Raw genomic sequence first — 21,867 nt, forward strand, 5'->3', positions numbered from 1 at the left:
CCCGCCCACACTGGTGGCGGGGGGCCCGGGGGGGGGGGTGGTGCGGCGGGTGGGCGGACGAGGGGCCACGGCCGGCGGCGGGGCGCTGACCTCGATCGGGGTCGACTTCGCCGACCCGGTGGTCGAGGCTTCGGTCCTGCGTGTGCGACATATGGTGCGAGTCGGGCACGCTTTGTCCTCGATCGAGCCTCGTTGGCGTGCGGCGCCGCCCGGGCGAACGGCAGCGGGCCGCGGCTAGGGGCGGAGCAGCGCGGTACGCGGTGACAAAAGGGCTATAAAGGGTGAATGGCATGGTCGTGGTCCTGGCTGACCCACAGTTACCAGGAGCAGATCGTCGCGCCCGGCAAGCAGGCCGTCCTCCTGCTGCTCGTCGGACTCGTCCTCGGCTTCGCCTTCATCCGCACCAGCACCCGACTGATCCGCGCCCAGGTCCGCTGGTGGCCCGGCAACGTGTCGGCCGGCGGGGTGCACCTGCACCACGAACTGTTCGGCGTACTGATCATGCTGGTCGCGGGCACCGTCGGCTTCGCCGTACGCACCGACGGGCCGGCCCGCGACCTGCTCGCGTTCGCCTTCGGGGTCGGTGCGGGGCTGGTGCTCGACGAGTTCGCGCTGCTGCTGCACCTCGAGGACGTCTACTGGACGCGGCAGGGCCGGACCTCGATCGACGCGGTCCTGGTCGCCGTCGCCGGCACCGGCATGCTCCTGGTCGGTGCGGTCCCCTTCGGGCTTTCCGGCATCAGCGACGCGGAGGCCTCGGCCCGCTGGCTCGCCGTGGCGGGTGTCGTGGTCAACCTGAGCCTGAGCGTCGTCACCGCGCTGAAGGGCAAGCCGTGGCTGGCGCTGCTCAGCGTGGCCGTGCCGCTGGCCGGGCTGCTGGGCGCGATCCGGCTGGCCGCGCCCGACAGCCCGTGGGCCCGGCGGTTCTACCGCGACCGGCCGGATCGGCGGCGCCGGGCCACCGTACGGGCGAGGCGGTGGACCCGGCGCAAGAACCGGCTGGTCGACCTGCTCGGCGGCCCGTTGCTGCCGCCCCCTCCCCCGGACCGCCACCCCGACGTCCCGGACTGACCCCGCGGCCGTGAGTGGAGCGCCGGCCGATCACGGAGAAACCGTGCCCGGTCCGCACGATATGTCGCGCAACAACTCCTTGATCAACGCGGCGAGCCGGCAGCCGGGGGCCGGGGCGGTCAGCTTGCTACGCGGCCGCCGGTCACGGCCAGGGTCTCGGCGGTGATGTAGCTGGACTCCTGCGAGGCGAGGAAGACGTACGCCGGCGCCAGTTCGGCGGGCTGCGCGGCCCGGCCGAGCGGGGTCTGCTCGCCGAACGACGCCACCTTGTCCGGCGGCATCGTCGCCGGGATCAGCGGCGTCCACACCGGACCGGGCGCCACCGAGTTGACCCGTACGCCCTGGCCGATGACCTCCTTGGCCAGCGCCCTGGTGAAGTTCACGATCGCCGCCTTGGTGGAGGCGTAGTCGAGCAGGTTCGGCGACGGTTCGAAGCCCTGGATCGACGACGTGTTGATGATCGTGGCGCCGGGCGGCATGTGCGGCAGCGCGGCGCGGCAGAGCCAGAACATGGCGTACACGTTGGTCTTGAAGACCCGGTCGAACTGTTCGGTGGACAGCTCCGCGATCCCGTCGACCGACATCTGGTAGGCGGCGTTGTTGACCAGGATGTCGACGCCGCCGAACTCTTCGACGGCCCGCTCGACGAGCCGGCCGCAGTGCGCCTCGTCGCGTACGTCGCCGGGGACCGGTACCGCGCGCCGGCCGGCGGCCTCGACCAGTTCCACCGTCCGCTTCGCGTCGTCCTCCTCCTCGGGCAGGTACGACAGCAGCACGTCGGCGCCCTCCCGGGCGAACGCGAGCGCGACGGCCCGGCCGATCCCCGAGTCGGCGCCGGTGACGATCGCCTTGCGGTCGGTCAGCCGGCCGCTGCCCCGGTACGTCTCCTCGCCGTGGTCGGCCTCCAGCCGCATCGCCTCGTCGGAGCCGGGTGCGGACTGCTGTTCGGCGCCCTGCGCCTGCGGCCGGGGGTACTGGGTGCGCGGGTCCTGCCGGGTGAACTGGTCGGGCATGCTCCGGATCTCCTCGTCTCGCCGGGCGGTGCCGGACGCACCGCGGTTGATCTTCTTCCTTTCCTGTCCGGACCGGTTCAATCCCCGATCCGTCACGCCGCCTCAATCCGCCGCGCCTTTTCAATCCGCCGCGCTGCCTCGATCCGCCGCCACGAGGTGGTCGAGGGTGTCGCGGCGGCGGGTCGGGGCGCGGCCGGCCGGGGCGGGCGGCTCGGCACCCGGGTCGGCCAGCGGCGGCACCGGCCGGGTCACCGGCGCGGCGCCGGTCACCGTGAGCGGCTCCCCGTGGTGGCACAGGTCGACCGACGCGTCCGGCCCGCCGCCGTCGAGGCGGTACGTCACCGAGCCGGCGGGGCTGCCGGGGCCGGTGCCGGCGGTGACCGCCACCCGCAGCCGCAGCCCGCGCCAGGCGATCGAGAACCTCAGCGCCGGCAGGTGGCTGGGCAGCCGGGGCGCGAACGACAGGCTGCCGTCGTGGTCGCGCAGGCCGCCGAAGCCCATCACCACCGCCGTCCACGCCCCGGCCAGGGACGCCACGTGCAGCCCGTCGCCGGTCTTGTCGCCGAGGTTGCGCAGGTCCTGCAACGCCGACTCGGCCAGGTAGTCGTGGGCGAGTTCGAGGTGGCCCACCTCCGCCGCCAGTACCGCCTGGCTGGACGCCGACAGCGAGGAGTCGCGTACGGTGCGCTGCTCGTAGTAGGCGAAGTTGCGGGCCTTCTCCTCGGGCGTGAACGACTCGCCGCAGCACAGCATCGCGAGGACCACGTCGGCCTGCTTCACCACCTGCTTGCGGTACAGTTCGAAGTACGGGTAGTGCAGCAGCAGCGGATAGTCGTCGGCGTCGGTGCCGGCGAAGTCCCACTCGGCGAGCCGGGTGAACCCGGCCGCCTGCTCGTGCACGCCGAGCTTGTCGTCGTACGGCAGGTGGGTCGCCGCCGCCGCGGCCCGCCAGGCGGCCGTCTCGTGCCGGTCGACGCCGAGTGCGGCGGCCCGGTCCGGGTACCGGTCGGCGGCGTCGGCCGCGGCCCGCAGGTTGCGGCGGGCCATGACGTTGGTGAACAGGTTGTCGTTGACGACCGCGGTGTACTCGTCGGGCCCGGTCACCCCGTCGAGGTGGAAGCCGCCCTCGTCGTCGTAGCGGCCGACGTGCCGCCACAGCCGGGCCGTCTCCACCAGCAGTTCGAGGCCGGGCCCGCGCGCGAACCCGGTGTCGCCGGTCGCGGCGACGTAGCGCAGCACCGCGTCGGCGATGTCGGCGTTGATGTGCAGCGCGGCCGTGCCGGCGGGCCAGTAGCCGGAGCATTCCGGGCCGCCGATGGTCCGCCACGGGAACGCGGCCCCGGCCAGCCGCAGTTCGCGCGCCCGTTCACGGGCGGTCGGCAGGTTGGCGTGCCGCCACCGCAACGCGTCCCGGACCGCGTCCGGGCAGGTGTACGTCAGCACCGGCAGCACGAAACTCTCGGTGTCCCACAGCACGTGGCCGTCGTAGCCGTTGCCGGTCAGGCCCTTGGCGGGGATCGGGGCGACGCCGGCCCGGGCGCCGGACTGCAGCACGTGGAACAGGTCGAACCGGACCGCCTGCTGCACCTCCGGGTCGCCGTCGAGTTCGACGTCGGCGAGGTCCCAGAAGTCGTCGAGCCGGGCCCGCTGCTCGGCGGCCAGCACGTCCCAGCCGGCCCGGCGCGCGTCGTCGACCGCCGCGGTGGCCTCGGCACACAGTGCGTCGACCGGCGCCGTCCCGTCCACCGCGGTGGTGGTCCACGCGTACCCGATCAGTTTGCGGATCCGCAGCGTGCCGCCGGGCGGCAGGTCGGCGGTGACCGTCGTACGCACCAGGTCCGGCCGCGCCGTCGACGTGCAGGTCACGCCGTCCGGGCCGGTGACGTCGTGGTCGACGGCCGACACGACCGGCAGCCGGCTGCGCCGCGTACGGTGCGCCAGCAGCCCGCCGGTGCGTCCGGCCCGGTGCCGTACGGCGCTCAGCGGCGCGGTGAGCGCGGTCGCGGCCCGCGGGTCGTCGCGGTCCCCCGGGGTGTCCTCGTCGGCGAGCAGGTCCGACTCGATCCGCAGCCGGACCGGGCGGTCGACGGCGGTCACCTCGTAGTCGATCGCCGCCACCGACGGCCGGGTCAGCGACACCAGCCGGGTGCTGCGCAGCCGGACGGCCGCACCGGCCGGGCTGACCCACTCCACGGTCCGCCGCAGCGTGCCGGCCCGCAGGTCGAGGACCCGTTCGTGGTGCGACAGCGTCCCGGTGCGTACGTCGAACGGCACCTCGTCCACGTACAGCCGGATCAGCTTGCCGTTCGGCGCGTTGACGACGGTCTGGCCGCGCTCGGGGAAGGCGTAGCCGCTCTCCGGATAGTCGAGGTCGTACTCCTCGTACAGCGAGTTGAGGTAGGTGCCCGGCACGCCGGCCGGATCGCCCTCGTCGAGGTTGCCGCGCAGGCCGACGTGCCCGTTCGACAGCGCGAACGTCGACTCGGCCTCGGCCAGCCAGTCCAGGTCCAGGTCGGGTTCGCGGACCTGCCACGGCTCGACCGGGAAACGCGGCCGCGCCCTCATCGGGCCGCTCCGGGCGCGGCGGAACCGGGCGGCGGGGCTGCTGCGGCGGGACTTGCCATCCGGTGGGGCCTTCCGGTCGGGTGTGATCGGTATGCCCCGGAACATCTCCACTCGCGGGCCGGCTGAATCCCACCGCCGGGCGGGTGACAGGAAACTCCCAGGTTCGCCGGCCGGCGAACCTGGGAGTTCCGGCGCTCAGCCGGCTCAGCCGGGCTTGCGGGCGACCCCGGCCCAGTAGTAGGCGGCGTTCGGGTCGGCCGGCGGTGGGCCGTCCGGCCGCCACGCCAGCACCGGCACCACGCCGGGCTCGACGAGTTCCCAGTCGCCGAAGAACCGCTCCACCTCGGTGCGGGCGCGGGGCACCAGGGTCATGCCGCCGCGGCCGGCCGCCTCGACCACCTTCGCCATCGCCGCCGGGTCGAAGTCCTGGCCGGGGTGGGTGATGACGACGTAGCTGCCGGGCGGCAGGGCGTCCATCAACGCCCGGGACGTGGCCCACGGGTCGTCCTCGTCGGCGATCAGCATCAGCATCGCGACCAGCATCAGGGCCACCGGCCGGTCCAGGTCGAGGGTGCGGGCCAGCACCGGGTCGGCCAGGATCGACGCCGGCTCGCGCAGGTCGGCGTGGATGTATTCGGTCGCGCCGGCACCGGCGTCGCCGATCAGCGCCCGGGAGTGGGCGAGCACGATCGGGTCGTTGTCGACGTAGACCACCCGGGCGTCGGGGACGCTCCGCTGGGCGACCTCGTGCAGGTTGGGGCTGGTCGGGATGCCGCTGCCGATGTCGAGGAACTGCCGTATGCCGGCCTCGCGCACCAGGTGGTCGACGACCCGGTCGAGGAACCGGCGGTTCTCCCGGGCCATCGTGCGGATGTCCGGGATCGCCTCGGCGAAGGCGGCGCCGACCGCCCGGTCGACCGCGAAGTTGTCGGTGCCGCCGAGCCACCAGTCGTACATCCGGGCCGAGTGGGCCACCGTGATGTCGACGCCGGGCGGGGCGATCTCGCGATCGGCCCGGACGTCCCGATCACCGGAGTCGTCCACTGTGGTGTCCCGCGCCGCCACCGCACCGCTGTCCTGAGCCACGATCACGCCTCCCGTCGCATCGCCGTCGATCCAGCCGACCTTAGCCGGCACTCAGTCCCGCCGGCAGCCCCGCCTGCGCACGAGACGGGCGCGGTGCGCGGACGCGGCCCGCCAGGCTAACCGGCATAGTCCCGGGCGAACTCCCTCGCGTCGATGTCCGCGTAGACGTCGTCGCCGTTCTCGTCCAGTTCGCCGACATCGTCGAACCGCCGGCTGAACTCACGGACCACTTCCAGCGGGTGGCCGACGTGGTCCGCCATCATCCGCCAGAGCGCCCTGGTCCGAACCGGATCCACCGAACCCACCCCCGCCGGGGTCACGTACGCGGTGATGCGATCGGAGTGCTCCTCCTTCACCGCCTTGCCCAGGCAGAGGGTCACCCGGCACTCCCAGCAGACCAGCCACGCCGCTTCCGACACTTCGCCATCATCCCGTCCGGGGCCGCACCGCCGGCCCGTGGTCGTCGCATACCCCGCCGTCGCCCACCCACTGCCTCCCACGGTCGCGGCGGTCACCGGATGCCGAGGGCGTCGGAAACTCTATCGGGAAGGTGGGGCGGTCCGGGGGGTCGGCAGGTCCGTTGTGGACCGCCCGGGACCCGGCCGTGTGCCCCGTCCGGGGGCTAGGGTCCAGGGACGCCCGCGACGTCGGCGGGCACTCGGGAAGGGAGACCGCCGGTGACGACGCCCGGTCCACGCACCGACGCCGACGTGCCCGGCTACCTGCGGGGACTCGGCCTGCCCGGGCTGGCCGACGTGCACGTGCACTTCCTGCCCGAGCCGATGCTGCGCAAGGTGTGGGCGTACTTCGACCGGGCCGAGCGGAACTACGGCCTGCCGTGGCCGATCCACTACCGCACCGACGAGGCCGACCGGCTGCGCCGGTTGCGCGCCCTCGGCCTGCACGCGATCCCCGCCCTGTCGTACGCGCACAAGCCCGGGATGGCGCGCTGGCTCAACGACTGGGCCGCGGACTTCGCCGGCCGGGTCCCCGGTGGGCTGCACTGCGCCACCTTCTACCCCGAGCCGGACGTCACCGATGTCGTACGCGACGCGCTGCGGCGTGGGGCGCGACTGTTCAAGGTGCACGTCCAGGTCGGCCGGTTCGCGCCGGACGACCCGTGCCTCGGCGACGCCTGGAGCCTGCTCGAGACGGCCGGGGTGCCGGTCGTGATCCACGCCGGCTCCGCGCCGCTGGCCGGCGAGCACACCGGCACCGCGCCCGTACGCCGGCTGCTCGCCGAGCACCCGCGGCTCACGCTGGTGATCGCCCACCTCGGCATGCCCGAGTACGACGGGTTCGCCGACCTCGTCGAGGCGTACCCGAACGTCCACCTCGACACCACGATGGCCGGCACCGACTTCAGCGACCGGTTCGCCCCGCTGCCGCGCCGGTACGTCGACCGGCTCGCCGGGCTCGGCCACCGCGTCGCGCTCGGCAGCGACTTCCCGAACATCCCCTACCCGTACGCGCACCAGCTCGCGGCGCTGGCCCGGCTGGATCTCGGCGACGACTGGATGCGCGACGTGCTGTGGCACACCGGTGCCCGGCTGCTGCGGCTGCCCGGCTGAGCGCGCCGGGAGTCAGCGTCCGGTCAGGGGTAGCTCGCCGACGGTCTGTCCGCCGCTGGTCTCCCCCGTCGGGCGGAAGCCGAGCCGCAGGTAGAACCCCTCCGGCCCGGAGTCGCCCGGCTCCCAGGTCACCGTCGCCCGGTCCGCGCCGCGCCGGCGTACCTCGTCGCACACCGCGCCGACGGCGAAGCGGCCGTATCCCCGGCCCTGGTGTTCGGCGGCGATGTTCAGCCGCCAGATGCCGGACCGGACGTCGTCCGGGTCGTCCGGGGTCCACGTGACGGCGAGGAATCCCATCACGAAGCCGACGAGCCGGTCGCCGTCGTAGACCAGCCGGGGCCAGGCGACCTCGGGCCGCGCGTACGCCTCGGCCAGCGACCAGGCGACCGGCTCGACGAAACGCTCCTGCCCGGGCCGGATCGTCAGGCGGCAGGCCGCCTCGACGTTGTCCGGGGTGACCTTCTCCAGCCGTAATGACGAAGACATGCCGGCACCGTACAAACCCCACCCCGGTGGGTTCGACGGATTAACCGCCGGGCGGCGGCCCGGGGCGTGCCGGCGGAGGGTCCAGCGGCGGGAGCGGACGGCCACGCAGGACGGCGGCGAACAGCAGACCGAAGCCGAGCGCCATCAGCGGCAGCCCGGGCCCGAACGGCAGCTCGCCGACCCAGTTGCTGCTGCTCCGCTCGGGCATCGCCCCGAGGCTGACCGCGACCACGGCGAGCGCGAGGAACATGCCGGCGACCCCGGCGGTCACCGCCGTCATCGCCGCCGCCACCGAGCGGCCGGCCCACAGGCTGGCCACGACCGCCCCGGCGAGGAAGGGGATGGTCAGCAGCGTCCACCCGCCGCCGGTGCTCAGGGTCGCGTACTCCCATCCCGAGTACCACCACCGGTACGACGGGCCGACCTTGAACCACGGCAGCAGGTAGCCGGCGAGGGCGGCGACGGCGCCGACCAGCATCGCCGCGTCGGGCGCCGGCCGGTAGGGCCGCTCGTGGGCAGTCATCGCGGTCGACGGTAACAGCGCCCGACCAGGCCGCCCGGCGTCGCGGGACCGGTCCGGCGCCGGCCGGCCTACGCGTCGAGGAACTCGTCGACCATCGGGGCCAGCCACCCGGCCCGCTGCGGCAGGCTCGTGTGCGTGGTGCCGGGCAGCACCGCCAGCCGGCACCGCGGCAGCCCCACCAGGTCGCCGGCGACGCCGCCGCCGAGCAGCCGGAACATCTCCACCGCGTGCTCCGGCACGACGATGTCGGAGTCGGCGAGCACGACCATGGTCGGGGCGGCGAGGGCGCGGATCTGGTCGGCGGACCAGCGCGGCGGGTCGGCGTCGAGCCGCTTCACCTTGCCGACCAGGTTCGCCCATCCGGCCGGGTCCGGCGCGGTGCGCAGGTACTCCTCGTGGAACTGCGAGCCGTGCAGGTGCTCGGGCCGCAGGTCCTGGATGCCGTCGAGCAGGCCGGGGTGCAGGCCGGACTCGTCGAAGCTTCCCGAGGCCAGGACGAGGCGGCCGACGCGGCCGGGGTGGTCGGTGCCGAGCCGCAGGGCGACGCCCGCGCCCATGCTCCACCCGAGTACGTCGGCGACGTCGACGCCCAGGTGGTCGAGCAGGCCGACGACATCGGCGGCGAACCTCTCGTACGTCAGCGGCCGGTCGGCGTCGGCGGTGCGGCCGTGCGCCTGGAACTCGACGGCGACGACCCGCCTCGTCTTCGCCAGCAGCGGCAGCAGGGCGCCGAACGAGGTGCCGATCGCGGAGAGCGCGCCGTGGAGCAGGACGAGAGGCCGGCCCTCGGCGGTGCCGTGCTCCTCGTAGTACATGCGCAGGTCGTCGACGGTCGCGTAGCTCATGGCGGGTTCCCCTCGGTGTGGCGGTGCGGGCGACGTCCACACCGTGCGGCACGCCGCTTACGGCCGGCTTCAGCTCGGCTTACCGCTTGTAGGGTGGCCGGCATGCAGTTCGGCGTACTCGGGCCGCTCGCCGTCACCACCGACGCCGGCGGGCCGGTCACCGTACCCGGTGCCAAGGTCCGGGCGCTGCTCGCCGACCTGCTCGCGAACCGCAACCAGGTCGTCTCCGCCGACCGGCTCATCGACGACCTGTGGGGTGACGCCCCGCCCGCGAACGCCGCCGGTGCGCTCCAGGTGCGGGTCTCGCAGCTCCGCAAGGCCCTCGACGACGCCGAACCGGGCGCCCGCGACCTGGTCGAGTCCCGGCCCCCCGGCTACGTCCTGCGGACCACGGCGGTCGACGCGGACCGCTTCGCCGAACTGGCCGGGGCGGGCGACGTCGAGCGGCTGACGGCCGCGCTCGAACTGTGGCGCGGCGAGCCGTACGCCGACATCGCCGACGCGGAGTTCGTCCGCGCCGAGGCGACCGGCCTGGCCGAGCGGCGGCTCGCCGTGCACGAGCGGCTGGCCGACGCCCGGCTCGCCCGCGGCGAGCACGACCTGGTCGCCGCCGACCTCGCCGCGCTGGTCGCCCGCTATCCGCTGCGGGAGGGCCTGCGGGCCCTGCACCTGCGCGCCCTGTACGCCGCCGGTCGCCAGTCCGAGGCCCTGGACAGCTACACCGACCTGCGTGACCGGCTCGCCGACGAGCTGGGTCTCGACCCCGGTCCCGGCCTCGTCGACCTGCACCGCCGGATCCTGGCGCAGGACGCCGGCCTCAGCGCGCCGCCGAAGTCCGCGCCGCCGGCCCCCGCACCGGCGGCGCCCGGGCCGCTCTCGGCCGCCGCACTGGTGATGCCTGGGCCGCCCCCGGCTGCCGCACTGGTGCGGAACAGCATCCCGGCCCGGCTGGACGAACTGGTCGGCCGGGCCGAGGCGCTGACCGAGCTGCGCGTCCTGCTGGCCGGGCGGCGGCTGGTGACGCTCGTCGGGCCGGGCGGCGTCGGCAAGACGCGGCTGGCGACCGAGGCCGCCCGGGAGGCCGGCACCGCGCCGGACGGTGGTGACGGGCCGGTGTTCCCGGACGGGGTCCACCTGGTCGAGCTGGCGGCGCTGCCGACCGGTGACCCGGGCGTCGCCGACCGGGTCCTCGCCGCGCTGGACGTCCACGAGAGCACGGGCGCCGGCGGCGCCGCCGGGGACCGGCTGCTGGCGGCGCTACGGCACCGGCGGCTGCTGCTCGTGCTCGACAACTGCGAGCACGTGGTCGAACCGGCCGCCGACGTGGTCGCCCGGCTGCTGCGCGACGCGCCCGGGGTCACCGTACTGGCGACCAGCCGGGAGCCGCTCGGGCTGACCGGGGAGCTGCTGTGGGACGTACCGCCGCTCGCCGTGCCCGCCGACGACGGCGACGTCGACGCGGTCCGCCGGTCGGCGGCGGCCCGGTTGTTCGCGGCCCGGGCCGCCGCCCGGCAGCGCGACTTCCGCCTCGACGAGCGGACGGCGCCGGCCGTCGCGCGGCTCTGCCGCCGGCTCGACGGCCTGCCGCTGGCCCTGGAGCTGGCGGCGACCCGGGTCCGGTCGCTCGGCCTGGCCGGTGTCGTCGACCGGCTCGACGACCGGTTCGGGCTGCTCGCCACCTCCGCCCGTGACGTGCCGGCCCGGCAGCGGACGCTGACCGCGGTGATCGGCTGGAGCTGGGACCTGCTCGACGACCGGGAACGTGCGGTGCTCGCGCGGCTCGCCGTGTTCGGCGACGGCTGCACCCTGGACGCGGCCCGGGCGGTCTGCGCCGCCGACTCCGACGTGCTGGGCCGGCTGGTCGACCGGTCGCTGTTGGTCCTGGACGAGACGGCCGACGGCCCGCGCTACCGGCTGCTGGAGTCGGTCGCGGCGTTCGCGCTGGAGCGGCTGACCGACGCCGACGCCGTACGGGCCCGGCACGCCTCGTACCACACGGAGCTGGCCGAGCGCGCCGATCCGGCCCTGCGCGGCCCCGAACAGCGGTCGTGGCTGGCCCGGCTCGACGCCGAGGACGCGAACCTGCGGCTGGCGCTCGCGTACGGCGGTGGGTCCCGTCTCGCCGTCGCCCTGACCTGGTACTGGTTTCTGCGCGGGCGGTTCACCGAGGCGGCGCAGGCGCTGTCGGCGGCCGGCGACGACGCCCGGGCGGTCGCCTGGCGGGCCGGCTTCGCACTGTTGCAGGGCGCCCACGTGTCGCCCGCCGAGGCCCGCGCCGCCGTGGCCCGCGCCGGCGACCCGCGGGTCACCTGGTTCGTCGCGTACGCGCTGGTCGACCGCGGCGAGCTGGACCTGGCCGAGGAGCTGCTGTCCGCGGCGGCCGACGCCGGCGACCGCTGGACCGGGGCCGCCGTGCTCAGCTCCCGGGCCAAGCTGGCGCACGCCGCCGGTGACCTGGCCGCCCTCGAGCGCGACGCCACGCGCTGCGCCCGGCTGTTCGCCGAACTCGGCGACCGGTGGGGTCGGCTCCAGGCGACCGACTGGGTCGGTGGCCTCGCCGACCTGCGGGGCGAGTACGACCGTGCCGCCGCGATGCACCACGAGGGCCTGCGGTGGGCACGGGAGCTGGCACTGTGGCCGGAGGTCGGCAGCAAGCTCTCCTGGCTGGCGTGGATCGCCGTGCAGACCCGCGACTACGCCCGGGCCCGCGAGCTGGGCGAGGAGGCCTACCGGCTGGCGGTCGAGCAGGCCGCGCCGGCGGCGATGGTCTTCGCGGAACTGAGCCTGGGCATCGCGGCCCGCCGCGACGGCAAGCTCGACGTGGCGGTCACCCACCTGGAGCACCTGGTGGAGATGGGTCGCCGCGACCCCCAGCCGGCGCTGTTCCTGCCGATGGTCCTGCTGGAGCTGGGCTACGCGGCCGAGCAGGGCGGCGATCCGGCGGCCGCGCTGGCGCTGCACGCCGAGGCGTTCGACCTGGCGTGGGCGATGGCCGCCCAGCGGGACGCGGTCGGCGCGCTGGAGGGCATGGCGTCGGCGGCGGGTGACCCGGGCGTGGCGGCCCGGCTGCTGGGCGCGGCGTGGGCGGCCCGGTCGGCGGCCGACTTCGGGGCGGCGCCGGCCGAGCGTGACGCACTCGACCGGATCACCGCCCGGCTGGTCGCCGCGCTCGGCCGGGCCGAGTTCGACGCCCTGGTCGCGCGGGGGCGCGACCTGGACCCGGCGCAGGCCCGGGCCCTGGTCCGGCCATCGCCGGCTACCGTCCCGCCGGCCGGTACGTCGCGATGATCACGCCGTTCTTCATGACCCGGGTGTCGGCGAGTTCCAGGGTCGCCGCGGCGTCGGCGAGCGGGGACGTGACGGTGGGACCACCGACGAGGACCGGGTGGATCCAGAACACGGCCTCGTCGAGCAGGCCGGCGGCGAGCAGGGTGTGGGCGACCGGGCCGTAGCCGTACATGAGGATGTTCTTCCCGTCCTGGGCCTTGAGCCTGGTGACCTCCTCGACCAGGTCGCCCCGCAGGACCGTGGTGTTGTTCCAGGCCGGGTCGGTCAGGGTGGTCGAGGCGACGTACTTGCGGACGCCGTTCATGTAGCCGGCGCCGTCGGCCTCCGACATCTTCGGCCACGCCTCGGCGAAGCCCTCGTAGGTGGCGCGGCCCATCAGCAGGGCGTCGGCGCCCTTCTGCAACGAGTCGGCGAACGCACCGGCCTCGTCGTCGAAGTACGGCATCGTCCACATCGGGTTCTCGATGACACCGTCGAGGGTGATGTACGTCGACGCGATGATCTTGCGCATTGTTTCCTCCAGGCTGTGCTCCGTTGACACCCGGAACACTGCCCGCTCGCCCTTACGGTTTCCTTCAGGTGGTCTTACCGGTCACCCGGCGCGGGGCGCCGGAAGGTGTCGTACGGCCGTGCCACCGTGTGGGCATGACCGAATTCGTGACCTCGGCGGACGGTACCCGGATCGCCTCCGACATCGAGGGTGACGGGCCGCCGGTCATCCTGATCGGCGGGGCGATGCAGTTCCGCGCCTTCGACCCCGACACCGTCCAGCTCGCCCACCGGCTGGCGGCCCGTGGCTTCACGGTCGTCAACTACGACCGGCGCGGGCGTGGGGAGAGCGGTGCCGGGTCGGTCGGTGCCCTGGAGTCCGAGATCGACGACGTGGCGGCGCTGGTCGCGCGGGTCGGCGGCCGGGCCGCGCTCTACGGGAGTTCGTCGGGCGCGGTCATCGCGTTGTGGGCCGCGCAGGCCGGGGTCGGCGTGACCCGGCTCGCGCTGTGGGAGGCACCGCTGGCGCTGGAGGGGCAGGGCGACGGCGGGGAGACCCTTCGCGGCCTGCGGGAGCGGATCGCGGCCGGTGACCACGAGGGCGCCGTCGAGTTCTTCATGCGTGACATGCCGCCGGAGTGGCTCGCCGGCGCGAAGGCCGGCCCGGCCTGGCCGGTGATGGTGGGGATCGCCCCGTCGCTGGTCGCCGACGCGGCGGCGCTGACGAGGGCGCAGGAGGCGCCGTGGGCGCGGCAGTGGTCGGCGGTGGACGTGCCGGTGCTGGCCATCGTCGGCGAGCGGACCCTGCCGCTCTTCCCGCCGGCCGCCGACGCGCTGGTGACCGCGCTCCCCCACGCCCGGCGGGTGACCGTGCCGGGCACCGACCACGGCTGGGAGCTCGACGCGATGACCGACACCCTCGCCGGATTCCTGACGAACTGAGAAAGCGTCAACTGCCAGTTGACGATCGCACGCCGTCAACCTATGGTTGACGCATGACGAACCCTGTTCAGATGCCCACCGAGGTACGCCTCGACGACCTCATCGAGGGCATCAAGAAGGTCCACACCGACGCGCTCGAGCGGCTCTCCACCGCGGTCATCGCCGCCGACCACCTCGGCGAGATCGCCGACCACCTCATCGGCCACTTCGTCGACCAGGCCCGCCGCTCCGGCGCCTCCTGGACGGACATCGGCCGCAGCATGGGGGTCAGCAAGCAGGCGGCGCAGAAGCGCTTCGTCGCCAAGGCCGGCGACGTGCCGGTCTTCGATCCCAGCCAGGGCTTCAACCGGTTCACCGACCGGGCCCGCAACGTGGTCATGGCCGCGCAGGAGGAGGCCCGGGCCGCCGGCAACGACGAGATCCGTCCAGCACACATGGTGCTCGGACTGCTGGCCGAGCCGGAAGGGCTGGCCGTCAAGGCGATCGCCGCCCAGGGCGTATCACCGGAGCGGGTGCGCGACGTCGCCGCCGCCACCCTGCCGCCGGCCACGGCCGAGGTACCGGAGCTGATCCCGTACGACGCGCAGGCGAAGAAGGCGCTGGAGTTGACGTTCCGGGAGGCGATCAGGCTCGGTCACAACTACATCGGCACCGAGCACATCCTGCTCGCCCTGCTGGAGTTCGAGAACGGCACCGGGGTGCTCGCCGACCTCGGCGTCGACAAGGCCGCCGCCCGCGAGTGGATCGAGACCGTACTGCGCAAGTACCGGGCGTGAGGGTCCGCCGCGGTCAGCTCCCGTCGGCCGCGACGATCTGCCGCAACGCCCGTACGTGGGCCGAGTAGGCCCGGGCACCCTCGGGCGTGAGCGACAGCCACACCCTGCTGCGCAGGTCGCGGGTCGCCCGGTCCTGCCGGACGTAGCCGGCGTCGGCGAGCTGGGTCAGGTGCTTGCTGAGCGCGGACTTGGAGAGTCCGAGGTGGTCCTGCAGGTGCTGGAACTCCACCTTGTGGGCGGCGCTGAGCATGGCGCAGATCCGCAGCCGGTGAGGTGCGTGGATCATCTCGTTGAAGGCGGAGGTCTCAGCGTCCATCGCCGTACGCCCGCCGGTAGACGTGTCCGGTACGCAGGACGATCGCGGCCGCCACGACGCCTCCGACGATCCAGATCCACCAGGCTCCGGTGAGCGCCGAGACGGCCCAGGATCCGAAGAAGGTGGCGAGCATGACGGCCAGGAACGGGGCCATGTCGGTGAACTTCACCGCGGCCCACGACACTCCCTCGCGGTTGAGCCAGTACCTCGCCCCGAGGACGATCGCGACGATGGTCAGGGCGAGGCTCGCCTTGCCCGCGTCGGACGGCGGCAGGAGGCGGACCACATGGAGTCCGGCCACGAGGGCCGCCATCGCGACGAAGAACCAGCGCGGGATCGGCGGGTAGCGGACGGCGTCCTCGTCGTCGGCGAGCTGGCGGAGCATTTCACGGGCCTGCCGGGGCGAAGGGTTCGACTCTGTTTCCATGACGGAAACTGTACGGGTGAGTTTCCACGACGGCAACTCACCCGTACAGCGGGGTTCGGGAAGGTCGGCGACCTGACGGCCGGGGCACCGTGGCCCCGACCGTCACGTCGTCCGGTTCAGCTCCCGGAGCAGGAGGCCACCGGAGCACGGTTGGCCCCGGTCCACGATCCGAGGAAGCCGAAGGTGGTGCTGGCGCCGGCCGCGAGGGTGCCGTTGTAGCTCACGTTGCGGGCGGTCACCGCCGGCCCGTTGCCGGTGACCGTCGCGTTCCACGCGTTGGAGACGGTCTGGCCGTCGGCGAACGTCCAGGTCACCGTCCACTGCCGCAACGCCGTGTTCCCGGCGGTCACCCGCACCTCACCCTGGAACCCGCCCGGCCACTGGTTCAGCACCGTGTACGTGGCGGTGCAGGCACCGGCCGGCGGCGTCGGCGTCGGCGGGGTCGTGGGCGGGGTCGTCGGCGGCGTGGTCGGCGTCGTTCCGCCGAAGATGGTCGCCTCCTGCGCGGTGGCCCGGATGCCGTGCGGGCCGTTGAAGATGCGCTCGCCCCAGGTGGTGAGCCGGGCGGGGTCGAAGCTGGTGGCCATGTCCAGGATCGGGTCGGTGTTGCCGCTCCACGACCACCCGAGGTAGCCGAGGTCGCGGGCGTCCGCCTCGGCGAGCAGGGTTTCGTGGTCGACCTCGCCGGCGTTGAACCGCCAGCCGAACTCGCCGATGACCAGCGGCCAGCCGTTGGCCTCGAAGTGGTCGAGGTAGCCGACGATGCTCGCCGCGGTGTTGTAGACGGCGTACATGTGGATCGACAGCACGGTGTTCCGCCGCACGTCGGCGTCGAGGATCGTCTGCGCGTTGTTCCGCATGACGGACTGCCAGTCCTGGCCCCAGTTCGGGCCGTCAACCATCAGCAGGTGCTGGAAGCCGTTGGCACGCATGCGCTGGATCGCGGCGGCGGTCGCGGCGGTCCACTGGCCGGCGTTCACGTTGCCGATCGGCTCGTTGCCGATGTTGATCACAACGTAGTTCTCCTCGCCCACCAGGGCGCTCTTCTGGCTGATCCAGTAGTCGACGGCCTCGTCCAGGGAGGCGGCCGCGCCCTCCTCGCCGTACCCGGTGGTGTCGTGCACCTCCAGCACGCAGATCAGCTTGTTCTGCTTGCACAGGCCGATCACGGCGGCGACGTCGTTGGACGGGCCCCACCGCTTGCCGGTGCCCAGCACGACGCGCACGGTGTTGGCCCCGAGCGCCTTGACGTCGGCGAACGAGTCGGTCTCGCCGGTGAACCAGACGTGCGGGTGGTTCACCCCACGCATGACGAACGGTTCGCCGTTCGCCTCGACGATGGTGGTCCCGTCGATGTGCAGACCGACCGCGGCGTGGGCCGGTGGCACGAACATCAGGGCGGAGGCGGCGAGCGCGACGATCGCGGCGCCGACGACGGTGAGTGGTCTTCTCATGAGCTGCCTCGAAGGTGAGGGCCGGCCCCGGAGCCGGGGCACGACGGCGTACGCCACGGGCATGGGCCCCCGGCGAGCGCTGCCCCTGCGCTCGCGGACGTGCCCGGCCCGCTGACGTGTGACGATTGTCCCGGCTCGGGGACGAAGGTTACGCGTCGAGGCCGATCGATGCAATGCCGGCGCTCACCGACGCCGGCCGGGTGGGCACCGGGCCGGCTCAGCACCCGGGCTGGTGGATCCACCCCACGCCGACCCCGTGGACGGAGTCGACGGCGCCGATCGCCCGTACGCACTCGACCGGGGCGTAGAGCATGTCGCTCCAGCTCACCGCGCCGGCGACCCAGGGCCGCGTCCAGGTGAACCGGGCTTCCCCGGGCGGCGTGTCGCGGTAGATGTTCGTCGTCATCCCGCCGGGCCATCCGGTCGGCGCCGCGAACCTCGTCCGTACGGAGATCCAGTTGGTCCCGCAGTTCCTGCTGTACCAGAGGTATCCCGTGCCGACACTCGTGGCGGAGAAGGTCACGATGTCGACCGTCTGGAGCAGGACCATGGAGGACGCACACCCGGTGCCGTACGGGTCCTGGTTGTCGTATCCGTATCCGCTGCGCGCGGCGGCCGGGGCGGCGCCGCCGAGGGCCGCGACGACGCCCGCGACCACGGCGACCGCCACCGACGCCGATCGTCCGAATCCCATCCGTCTCTCCGTTCCGGTCCGGCCGATCCGGCGACCCTCCGTCGCCGCGACCGCTCGACCCGGTGTCGACGCTAGGTCCGCGCGGGCCGGCCGGACCGGCCTCGTTGCACGGGCGAAGAATCCTGCAACGGCCGGCATCCGCCGTCCCACCGCCGGTTGCCCCGATCTGGCAGCCTGGGCCCGCTGTCGCCGCGACAACGGATCGGGGAACGGAACACACATGACCGACGTGATGGCCTCACCCAGGGCCGGGAGGGTGCGCGGGGTACGCCGGGACGGGATCGCCAGCTTCCGCGGGATCCCGTACGCGGCGGCACCGGCGGGACCGCTGCGGTTCCGGCCACCGGTCCCCGTACCCGCCTGGGGCGGCGTCCGGGACGCCGGATCGTTCGGCGTCGCGCCGCCACAGCTCCCCCCTGGGCCGGGCGCGCCCTCGGCCTGGCGCCCGGCCGACGGGCTGGACTGCCTGTCTTTGAACGTCTGGACGCCCGATCCCGGGGCGGGCGGGTTGCCGGTCATGGTGTGGCTCTACGGCGGTGCCTTCAAGCACGGCTCCGCCGGCCGCCCGGACTTCGACGCCACCGTGCTGGCCTCGGCCGGCGTCGTGGTCGTCACCCTCAACTACCGCATCGGGTTCGAGGGCTTTGGCCACATCCCCGGCGTGCCCGACAACCGCGGCCTGCGTGACCAGATCGCGGCGCTGGAATGGGTACGGGACAACGTCACCGCCTTCGGTGGCGACCCCGCCAACGTCACCCTCTTCGGACAGTCGGCCGGTGCGGCGTCGACGGCACTGCTGATGACGGCGCCGGCCGCGCGCGGCCTGTTCCGCCGCGCGATCGCCCAGAGCATCCCGGACGCCTGCCTGTCCCCCGCCGAGGCGCGACGGGCCACCGCCGTCCTGGCCGGGGCGGCCGGCGTCGCCGCGACCTGGGAAGACCTCGCCGGCCTGTCGCCCGAGGAGATCCTGCGGCACCAGGACGCGCCGTTGCCCGAACCGGCGACGGGCGGCAGCGCCTTCACCCCGGTCGTCGACGGCGACCTGGTCGGCGGGCCGCCGTGGCGGCGACTGCGCGACGGTGCCGGCCGGGACATCGACCTGATCTGCGGCTTCACCCACGACGAGGCCCGCCTCTACACCTCGGCGGTGCCGGCTGCCGCGATCGACCTGCCGGCCGCCGCCGCTGCCCTGCGGCTGCCCGAACGGGCCGTCGCCGACTATCGCACGGCGTATCCGGACCGCACCGACCCGGAACTACTCACCGTGATGATGTCGGACGCGCTCTTCCGGATGCCGACCACCCGGGTGGCCGAGGCGCACACCGCCGCCGGCGGCCGTACCTGGCTCTACGACCTCACCTGGCAGAGCCCTCGTCTCGGCGCCTGCCACATCCTCGACGTACCGCTGGCCTTCGGCAACGCCGCGTCTCCGCTCGCGGCCCGGTTGCTCGGCACCCCGCCGCCACCGGGCTTCGCCGAACTGTCCGCACAGATCCGTACGGCGTGGACCTCCTTCGCCGCCACCGGCGACCCGGGTTGGCCGCGCTTCGACCGCGAGCGCGGCACGACCCGGTCGTGGAACGTCCCGGCGACCGAAGGTGCGTACCCGCTGCCGGCGTCCCGCCGCATCTGGCTGGACGTCGTACCGACGGAGTAGCGCCGGCTTCCGGGGAGGAGGCAAGCCCTTGTGGGCTGCTCGGGTACCCCGCCCGAGGCCGGCAGGACCGCCGACGTTCGGACGGATGCGATCCGTCAGGCGCGCGGGCGCGGGGCCATGTCGAGTCGCCTGGTGACGGCGTCAAGGTCGGCCACCCGGGGTCGGACATAACGCATTACGGCGCGCGGGTTGCGCCATCGCCCCTTGGCCATGATCGCTTGGGGGTTCACATTGGCCTCCGCGAGGTGGGCGGCGGCGGAGTGACGCAACTGGCGCAGGTCCCAGCCCGGCGTGGCCTCGGTGCGGGTGTAGCGGTCGAGCAGAACACGCGCCCGGTCGTAGCCGAGCCGGGCCCTGCCGGTGTGCGGGCAGATGTCGGCGGAGGGTGGCCGGCGGGCCAGGCCCGGGCGGCGTTCGGAAAGGAAGACCGGCCCTCGGGTACGCCCCCGGATGAGTCCGGGCAACAACTGGGCGGTGCCGGTGGCCCAGTAGATGTGTTCGATGCCACCATCGGCGGCGGGCACGCGTGCACGGCGGGCGTCGAGTTCCAGATCCTCGATGTTCAAGGCGAGGACCTCGGTGGCCCGAGCCGTCGTCTCATAGAGCATGCGCCACAGAGTCTTCTCTCGCAGTGGGATGACGCCGTGGGTCAACAGTCGCTCGATCGCGGGCCGGCTGACGATCGGGGTTTCCTCGCGGCGCTCGGGCTGTCGGCCGGCACCGGCCGGTAGCACCGGTGCCGGGTAACCGTTCCTGGCACACCAGGCAAGAAACGAGCTGATCGCGGCCCGGCGCTGATTCCACGTCGATGGCGCCGTGCCGACACACAACGCCCGGAGCACTTCGGCTATCTCCTCTCCAGTCACCTTGCGCAGCCGGCGGTCGGTGCCGAGTTGCGAGGCGACGTGTTCGAGCGTGCGACCGTAAGAGCGACGCGTGGCGGGTTTGTGGCGACGATCGACAGAGGCGAGAAACCCGTCGACCGCCGCCCGCACGGTCACGGCATTCCTGGCGGCCTTCACGACTTGACCTTGGTGACGGCTCGGACATCGCAAAAGGATCCGACATGGTCGGCACCGAAAAGGGCCGTGATCACGACTCCTGGAACCATGTACCGGATAATAACCGGTTACCCGACTCCGACATCGGCCGGAGAGCGCCTTCGTCACATGCAAAACGGTCGGTCGGCGCGAACGCCTCTCCTGCCGTCCCCACGCATCGCCACAGGTCAGGGCATGCCCGGGAGTGCTGGCCGCAGGCCCGCACGTCTTCCCCGTCATTCTGTCTCATGCCGCCGCCCCCTGCTCGGGCGTCCGATAAAAGTCGGGCCGGACCCGGCTCCTGGATTTCACGTCCAGCGGCCCGCTAGCGTCTGTCCCGTCGTGATGCGACCCAGCACCGCACAGTTCCCCATTCCTCGATGGAGGTCACCTCTGCCACCAGAGGAGACGTGGACATCGCATGACGACGCACATCGACTCGACCGACAAAGGAAGACACGGTATGCAGGAGAATCGGCGCATTCTTTACGTCGCCATAGGTGTGTTCTTTTCCGTACTTGCGCTGGCAGCCTTCGTGGTGCTTCAACTCGACTCCGCCGATCCAGCCGCGACGGCAACGGTAGTCATGGCACTCGCCGCCCTCCTGGGGACCATCGCTCCGATCATCCTGGCACTCCGGGGCCGGTGATCGACAGTGGGAGAAGTGGCAGAGTGGTGGCGAGCGGGCGGCTTCCCATTGGGGAGACTGACCCCATATTCAGCCGGCGGCAGGCGTGAAGAGTTCGCGAAGCACGGCCGCCGGCGGGTGTATCGCCCAGGCGAACTGATCTACCCGCAGACGGGCGTCTACCACGACCGGGACGACATCGTCCTGATGCAGCGCGGGCAGGCGAAAGAGACCCGCACCAACTCGGCCGGGCGGCGCTTCCTCGTATCCATCTACCAACCCGGCGACCTGGTTGGGATCCTCGAGTACCTGTGCCTTCGCAAAGCATGCAAGGTAACGGCGCTGACCGAGGTGCACGCTCTGACCCTTTCCAGCCAGCAGTTCAAAGCCTTCTTGGAACGTAATCCCGACCTATGGGAGGAACTGACCAGAAGCCTGGCCGAGGAGGTGAACAGAAGTCAGGACCGACTCGCCGAGATGGCTTTCGACAAAGCGGAGGTTCGCCTGGCCCGCATCCTGATGGAACTGCGCGACACCGCCGAGCCTCCACTGACCCAATCCGAACTCGCCGACCTACTCGGCGTCAGGCGCGAAACCGTGGAAAAAACCCTCAGTGGCTGGCGGTCCGAGAACATCGTGTCGACCGACCCCCGCAAGGTCAGGGTCGTGCGGCCGGACAGGCTTGCGGAGATCGCCGGCACATCGCTCGCGACACTGGAAGCAAATCGCGAATTCGACAGCGGCGGGGGCTGCTCCCACCCAAGCCACCACCGGTCCCGACTGCGCGACAGCGCATCACGGATGCCGTCCCCCGCCGACGGACCGAACGGGCTCTCCGCATCGAACTAGGCCAGGAGCCGCCTTCGAGAGTCTGACCTCTCGAGGGCGGCTCCCGCCGCCGGTCGCCCGCCACCTCCAGCAGACCTGGACAAGTCGGACACGACCCACCCCTGGCCGAACCTGTCGCACCGACAGCCTCAGGCAAGAAAGTTTCCG

The 21,867-nt window shown here is 73.0% G+C and carries 21 protein-coding genes; 8 read left to right on the forward strand and 13 right to left on the reverse strand.

The genetic code is table 11. The features are described from left to right. Window positions 1–285: 285 nt before the first annotated feature. The gene (locus tag AB0I42_RS28775; RefSeq protein WP_357542034.1) at window positions 286–1,071 is read left to right on the forward strand and encodes a hypothetical protein; all 786 of its coding nucleotides are present in this window, start codon (window positions 286–288) and stop codon (window positions 1,069–1,071) included. A 119-nt stretch (window positions 1,072–1,190) separates the two neighbouring features. On the opposite strand, the gene AB0I42_RS28780 is transcribed toward AB0I42_RS28775, so the two are convergent. The 4 genes from AB0I42_RS28780 to AB0I42_RS28795 form a co-directional block, all read right to left on the reverse strand. Beyond that, a complete protein-coding gene (locus AB0I42_RS28780) occupies window positions 1,191–2,084 on the reverse strand; it encodes a glucose 1-dehydrogenase (protein WP_357542036.1) in 894 nt (297 codons plus the stop codon). A 120-nt stretch (window positions 2,085–2,204) separates the two neighbouring features. Further along, the gene (locus tag AB0I42_RS28785) at window positions 2,205–4,649 is read right to left on the reverse strand and encodes a glycosyl hydrolase family 65 protein (protein ID WP_357542038.1); all 2,445 of its coding nucleotides are present in this window, start codon (window positions 4,647–4,649) and stop codon (window positions 2,205–2,207) included. 204 nt (window positions 4,650–4,853) lie between these two features. After that, a complete protein-coding gene (locus AB0I42_RS28790; RefSeq protein WP_357542171.1) occupies window positions 4,854–5,651 on the reverse strand; it encodes an SAM-dependent methyltransferase in 798 nt (265 codons plus the stop codon). A 200-nt stretch (window positions 5,652–5,851) separates the two neighbouring features. After that, complete coding sequence (locus AB0I42_RS28795; RefSeq protein ID WP_357542040.1) at window positions 5,852–6,154, reverse strand: hypothetical protein; 303 nt, start codon at window positions 6,152–6,154, stop codon at window positions 5,852–5,854. Between the two features lie 258 nt (window positions 6,155–6,412). Here AB0I42_RS28795 and AB0I42_RS28800 point away from each other — a divergent pair, with 258 nt between their 5' ends. Next, the gene (locus AB0I42_RS28800) at window positions 6,413–7,306 is read left to right on the forward strand and encodes an amidohydrolase family protein (protein ID WP_357542042.1); all 894 of its coding nucleotides are present in this window, start codon (window positions 6,413–6,415) and stop codon (window positions 7,304–7,306) included. 12 nt (window positions 7,307–7,318) lie between these two features. On the opposite strand, the gene AB0I42_RS28805 is transcribed toward AB0I42_RS28800, so the two are convergent. From AB0I42_RS28805 to AB0I42_RS28815, 3 genes are all read right to left on the reverse strand, one after another. Continuing rightward, a complete protein-coding gene (locus tag AB0I42_RS28805; protein WP_357542044.1) occupies window positions 7,319–7,792 on the reverse strand; it encodes a GNAT family N-acetyltransferase in 474 nt (157 codons plus the stop codon). Window positions 7,793–7,832: 40 nt separating this feature from the next. Continuing rightward, on the reverse strand, window positions 7,833–8,315 hold the full coding sequence (locus AB0I42_RS28810; protein ID WP_357542046.1) for a hypothetical protein: 483 nt from the start codon (window positions 8,313–8,315) through the stop codon (window positions 7,833–7,835). Between the two features lie 68 nt (window positions 8,316–8,383). Continuing rightward, window positions 8,384–9,160, reverse strand: coding sequence for an alpha/beta fold hydrolase (locus AB0I42_RS28815; protein ID WP_357542048.1), 777 nt, complete (start codon window positions 9,158–9,160; stop codon window positions 8,384–8,386). Window positions 9,161–9,262: 102 nt separating this feature from the next. Between AB0I42_RS28815 and AB0I42_RS28820 the strand changes: the two genes are divergently transcribed. Continuing rightward, window positions 9,263–12,448 carry a BTAD domain-containing putative transcriptional regulator gene (locus AB0I42_RS28820; protein WP_357542050.1) on the forward strand — a complete coding sequence of 1,062 codons (3,186 nt, stop codon included), beginning with the start codon at window positions 9,263–9,265 and terminating at the stop codon, window positions 12,446–12,448. Here the strand turns inward: AB0I42_RS28820 and AB0I42_RS28825 are convergent. Beyond that, complete coding sequence (locus AB0I42_RS28825) at window positions 12,417–12,959, reverse strand: dihydrofolate reductase family protein (RefSeq protein ID WP_357542052.1); 543 nt, start codon at window positions 12,957–12,959, stop codon at window positions 12,417–12,419. The two genes, AB0I42_RS28820 and AB0I42_RS28825, sit on opposite strands and share 32 nt — an antisense overlap. Before the next feature lie 134 nt (window positions 12,960–13,093). On the opposite strand from AB0I42_RS28825, the gene AB0I42_RS28830 reads away from it, so the two are divergent. Together AB0I42_RS28830 and AB0I42_RS28835 are read left to right on the forward strand one after the other, a co-directional pair. Continuing rightward, window positions 13,094–13,879: an alpha/beta hydrolase gene (locus tag AB0I42_RS28830; RefSeq protein WP_357542054.1), complete on the forward strand. Its 786-nt coding sequence runs from the start codon at window positions 13,094–13,096 to the stop codon at window positions 13,877–13,879. Window positions 13,880–13,932: 53 nt separating this feature from the next. Further along, the gene (locus tag AB0I42_RS28835) at window positions 13,933–14,655 is read left to right on the forward strand and encodes a Clp protease N-terminal domain-containing protein (protein ID WP_357542056.1); all 723 of its coding nucleotides are present in this window, start codon (window positions 13,933–13,935) and stop codon (window positions 14,653–14,655) included. A gap of 13 nt (window positions 14,656–14,668) precedes the next feature. Here the strand turns inward: AB0I42_RS28835 and AB0I42_RS28840 are convergent, their stop codons facing one another. The 4 genes from AB0I42_RS28840 to AB0I42_RS28855 form a co-directional block, all read right to left on the reverse strand. Continuing rightward, complete coding sequence (locus AB0I42_RS28840) at window positions 14,669–14,971, reverse strand: transcriptional regulator (protein ID WP_357542058.1); 303 nt, start codon at window positions 14,969–14,971, stop codon at window positions 14,669–14,671. Further along, a complete protein-coding gene (locus AB0I42_RS28845; RefSeq protein WP_357542060.1) occupies window positions 14,961–15,398 on the reverse strand; it encodes a hypothetical protein in 438 nt (145 codons plus the stop codon). Before AB0I42_RS28845 ends, AB0I42_RS28840 begins: the two co-directional genes overlap by 11 nt. A 116-nt stretch (window positions 15,399–15,514) precedes the next feature. Continuing rightward, window positions 15,515–16,852 (reverse strand): cellulase family glycosylhydrolase, encoded by a 1,338-nt coding sequence (locus tag AB0I42_RS28850; RefSeq protein ID WP_357542062.1) that lies wholly within the window; start codon window positions 16,850–16,852, stop codon window positions 15,515–15,517. Window positions 16,853–17,069: 217 nt separating this feature from the next. Next, on the reverse strand, window positions 17,070–17,546 hold the full coding sequence (locus AB0I42_RS28855; RefSeq protein WP_357542064.1) for a hypothetical protein: 477 nt from the start codon (window positions 17,544–17,546) through the stop codon (window positions 17,070–17,072). 220 nt (window positions 17,547–17,766) lie between these two features. Here AB0I42_RS28855 and AB0I42_RS28860 point away from each other — a divergent pair, with 220 nt between their 5' ends. Continuing rightward, window positions 17,767–19,203 (forward strand): carboxylesterase family protein, encoded by a 1,437-nt coding sequence (locus AB0I42_RS28860; RefSeq protein WP_357542066.1) that lies wholly within the window; start codon window positions 17,767–17,769, stop codon window positions 19,201–19,203. A 95-nt stretch (window positions 19,204–19,298) separates the two neighbouring features. On the opposite strand, the gene AB0I42_RS28865 is transcribed toward AB0I42_RS28860, so the two are convergent. Further along, window positions 19,299–20,225: a site-specific integrase gene (locus tag AB0I42_RS28865; RefSeq protein WP_357542068.1), complete on the reverse strand. Its 927-nt coding sequence runs from the start codon at window positions 20,223–20,225 to the stop codon at window positions 19,299–19,301. Between the two features lie 439 nt (window positions 20,226–20,664). Here AB0I42_RS28865 and AB0I42_RS28870 point away from each other — a divergent pair, with 439 nt between their 5' ends. Continuing rightward, window positions 20,665–20,892 carry a hypothetical protein gene (locus tag AB0I42_RS28870; protein ID WP_357542070.1) on the forward strand — a complete coding sequence of 76 codons (228 nt, stop codon included), beginning with the start codon at window positions 20,665–20,667 and terminating at the stop codon, window positions 20,890–20,892. A 15-nt stretch (window positions 20,893–20,907) separates the two neighbouring features. Next, on the forward strand, window positions 20,908–21,720 hold the full coding sequence (locus tag AB0I42_RS28875) for a Crp/Fnr family transcriptional regulator (RefSeq protein ID WP_357542072.1): 813 nt from the start codon (window positions 20,908–20,910) through the stop codon (window positions 21,718–21,720). Window positions 21,721–21,867 lie beyond the last annotated feature (147 nt).

Source organism: Polymorphospora sp. NPDC050346, assembly GCF_040655695.1.
Lineage (GTDB): Bacteria > Actinomycetota > Actinomycetes > Mycobacteriales > Micromonosporaceae > Polymorphospora > Polymorphospora lycopeni.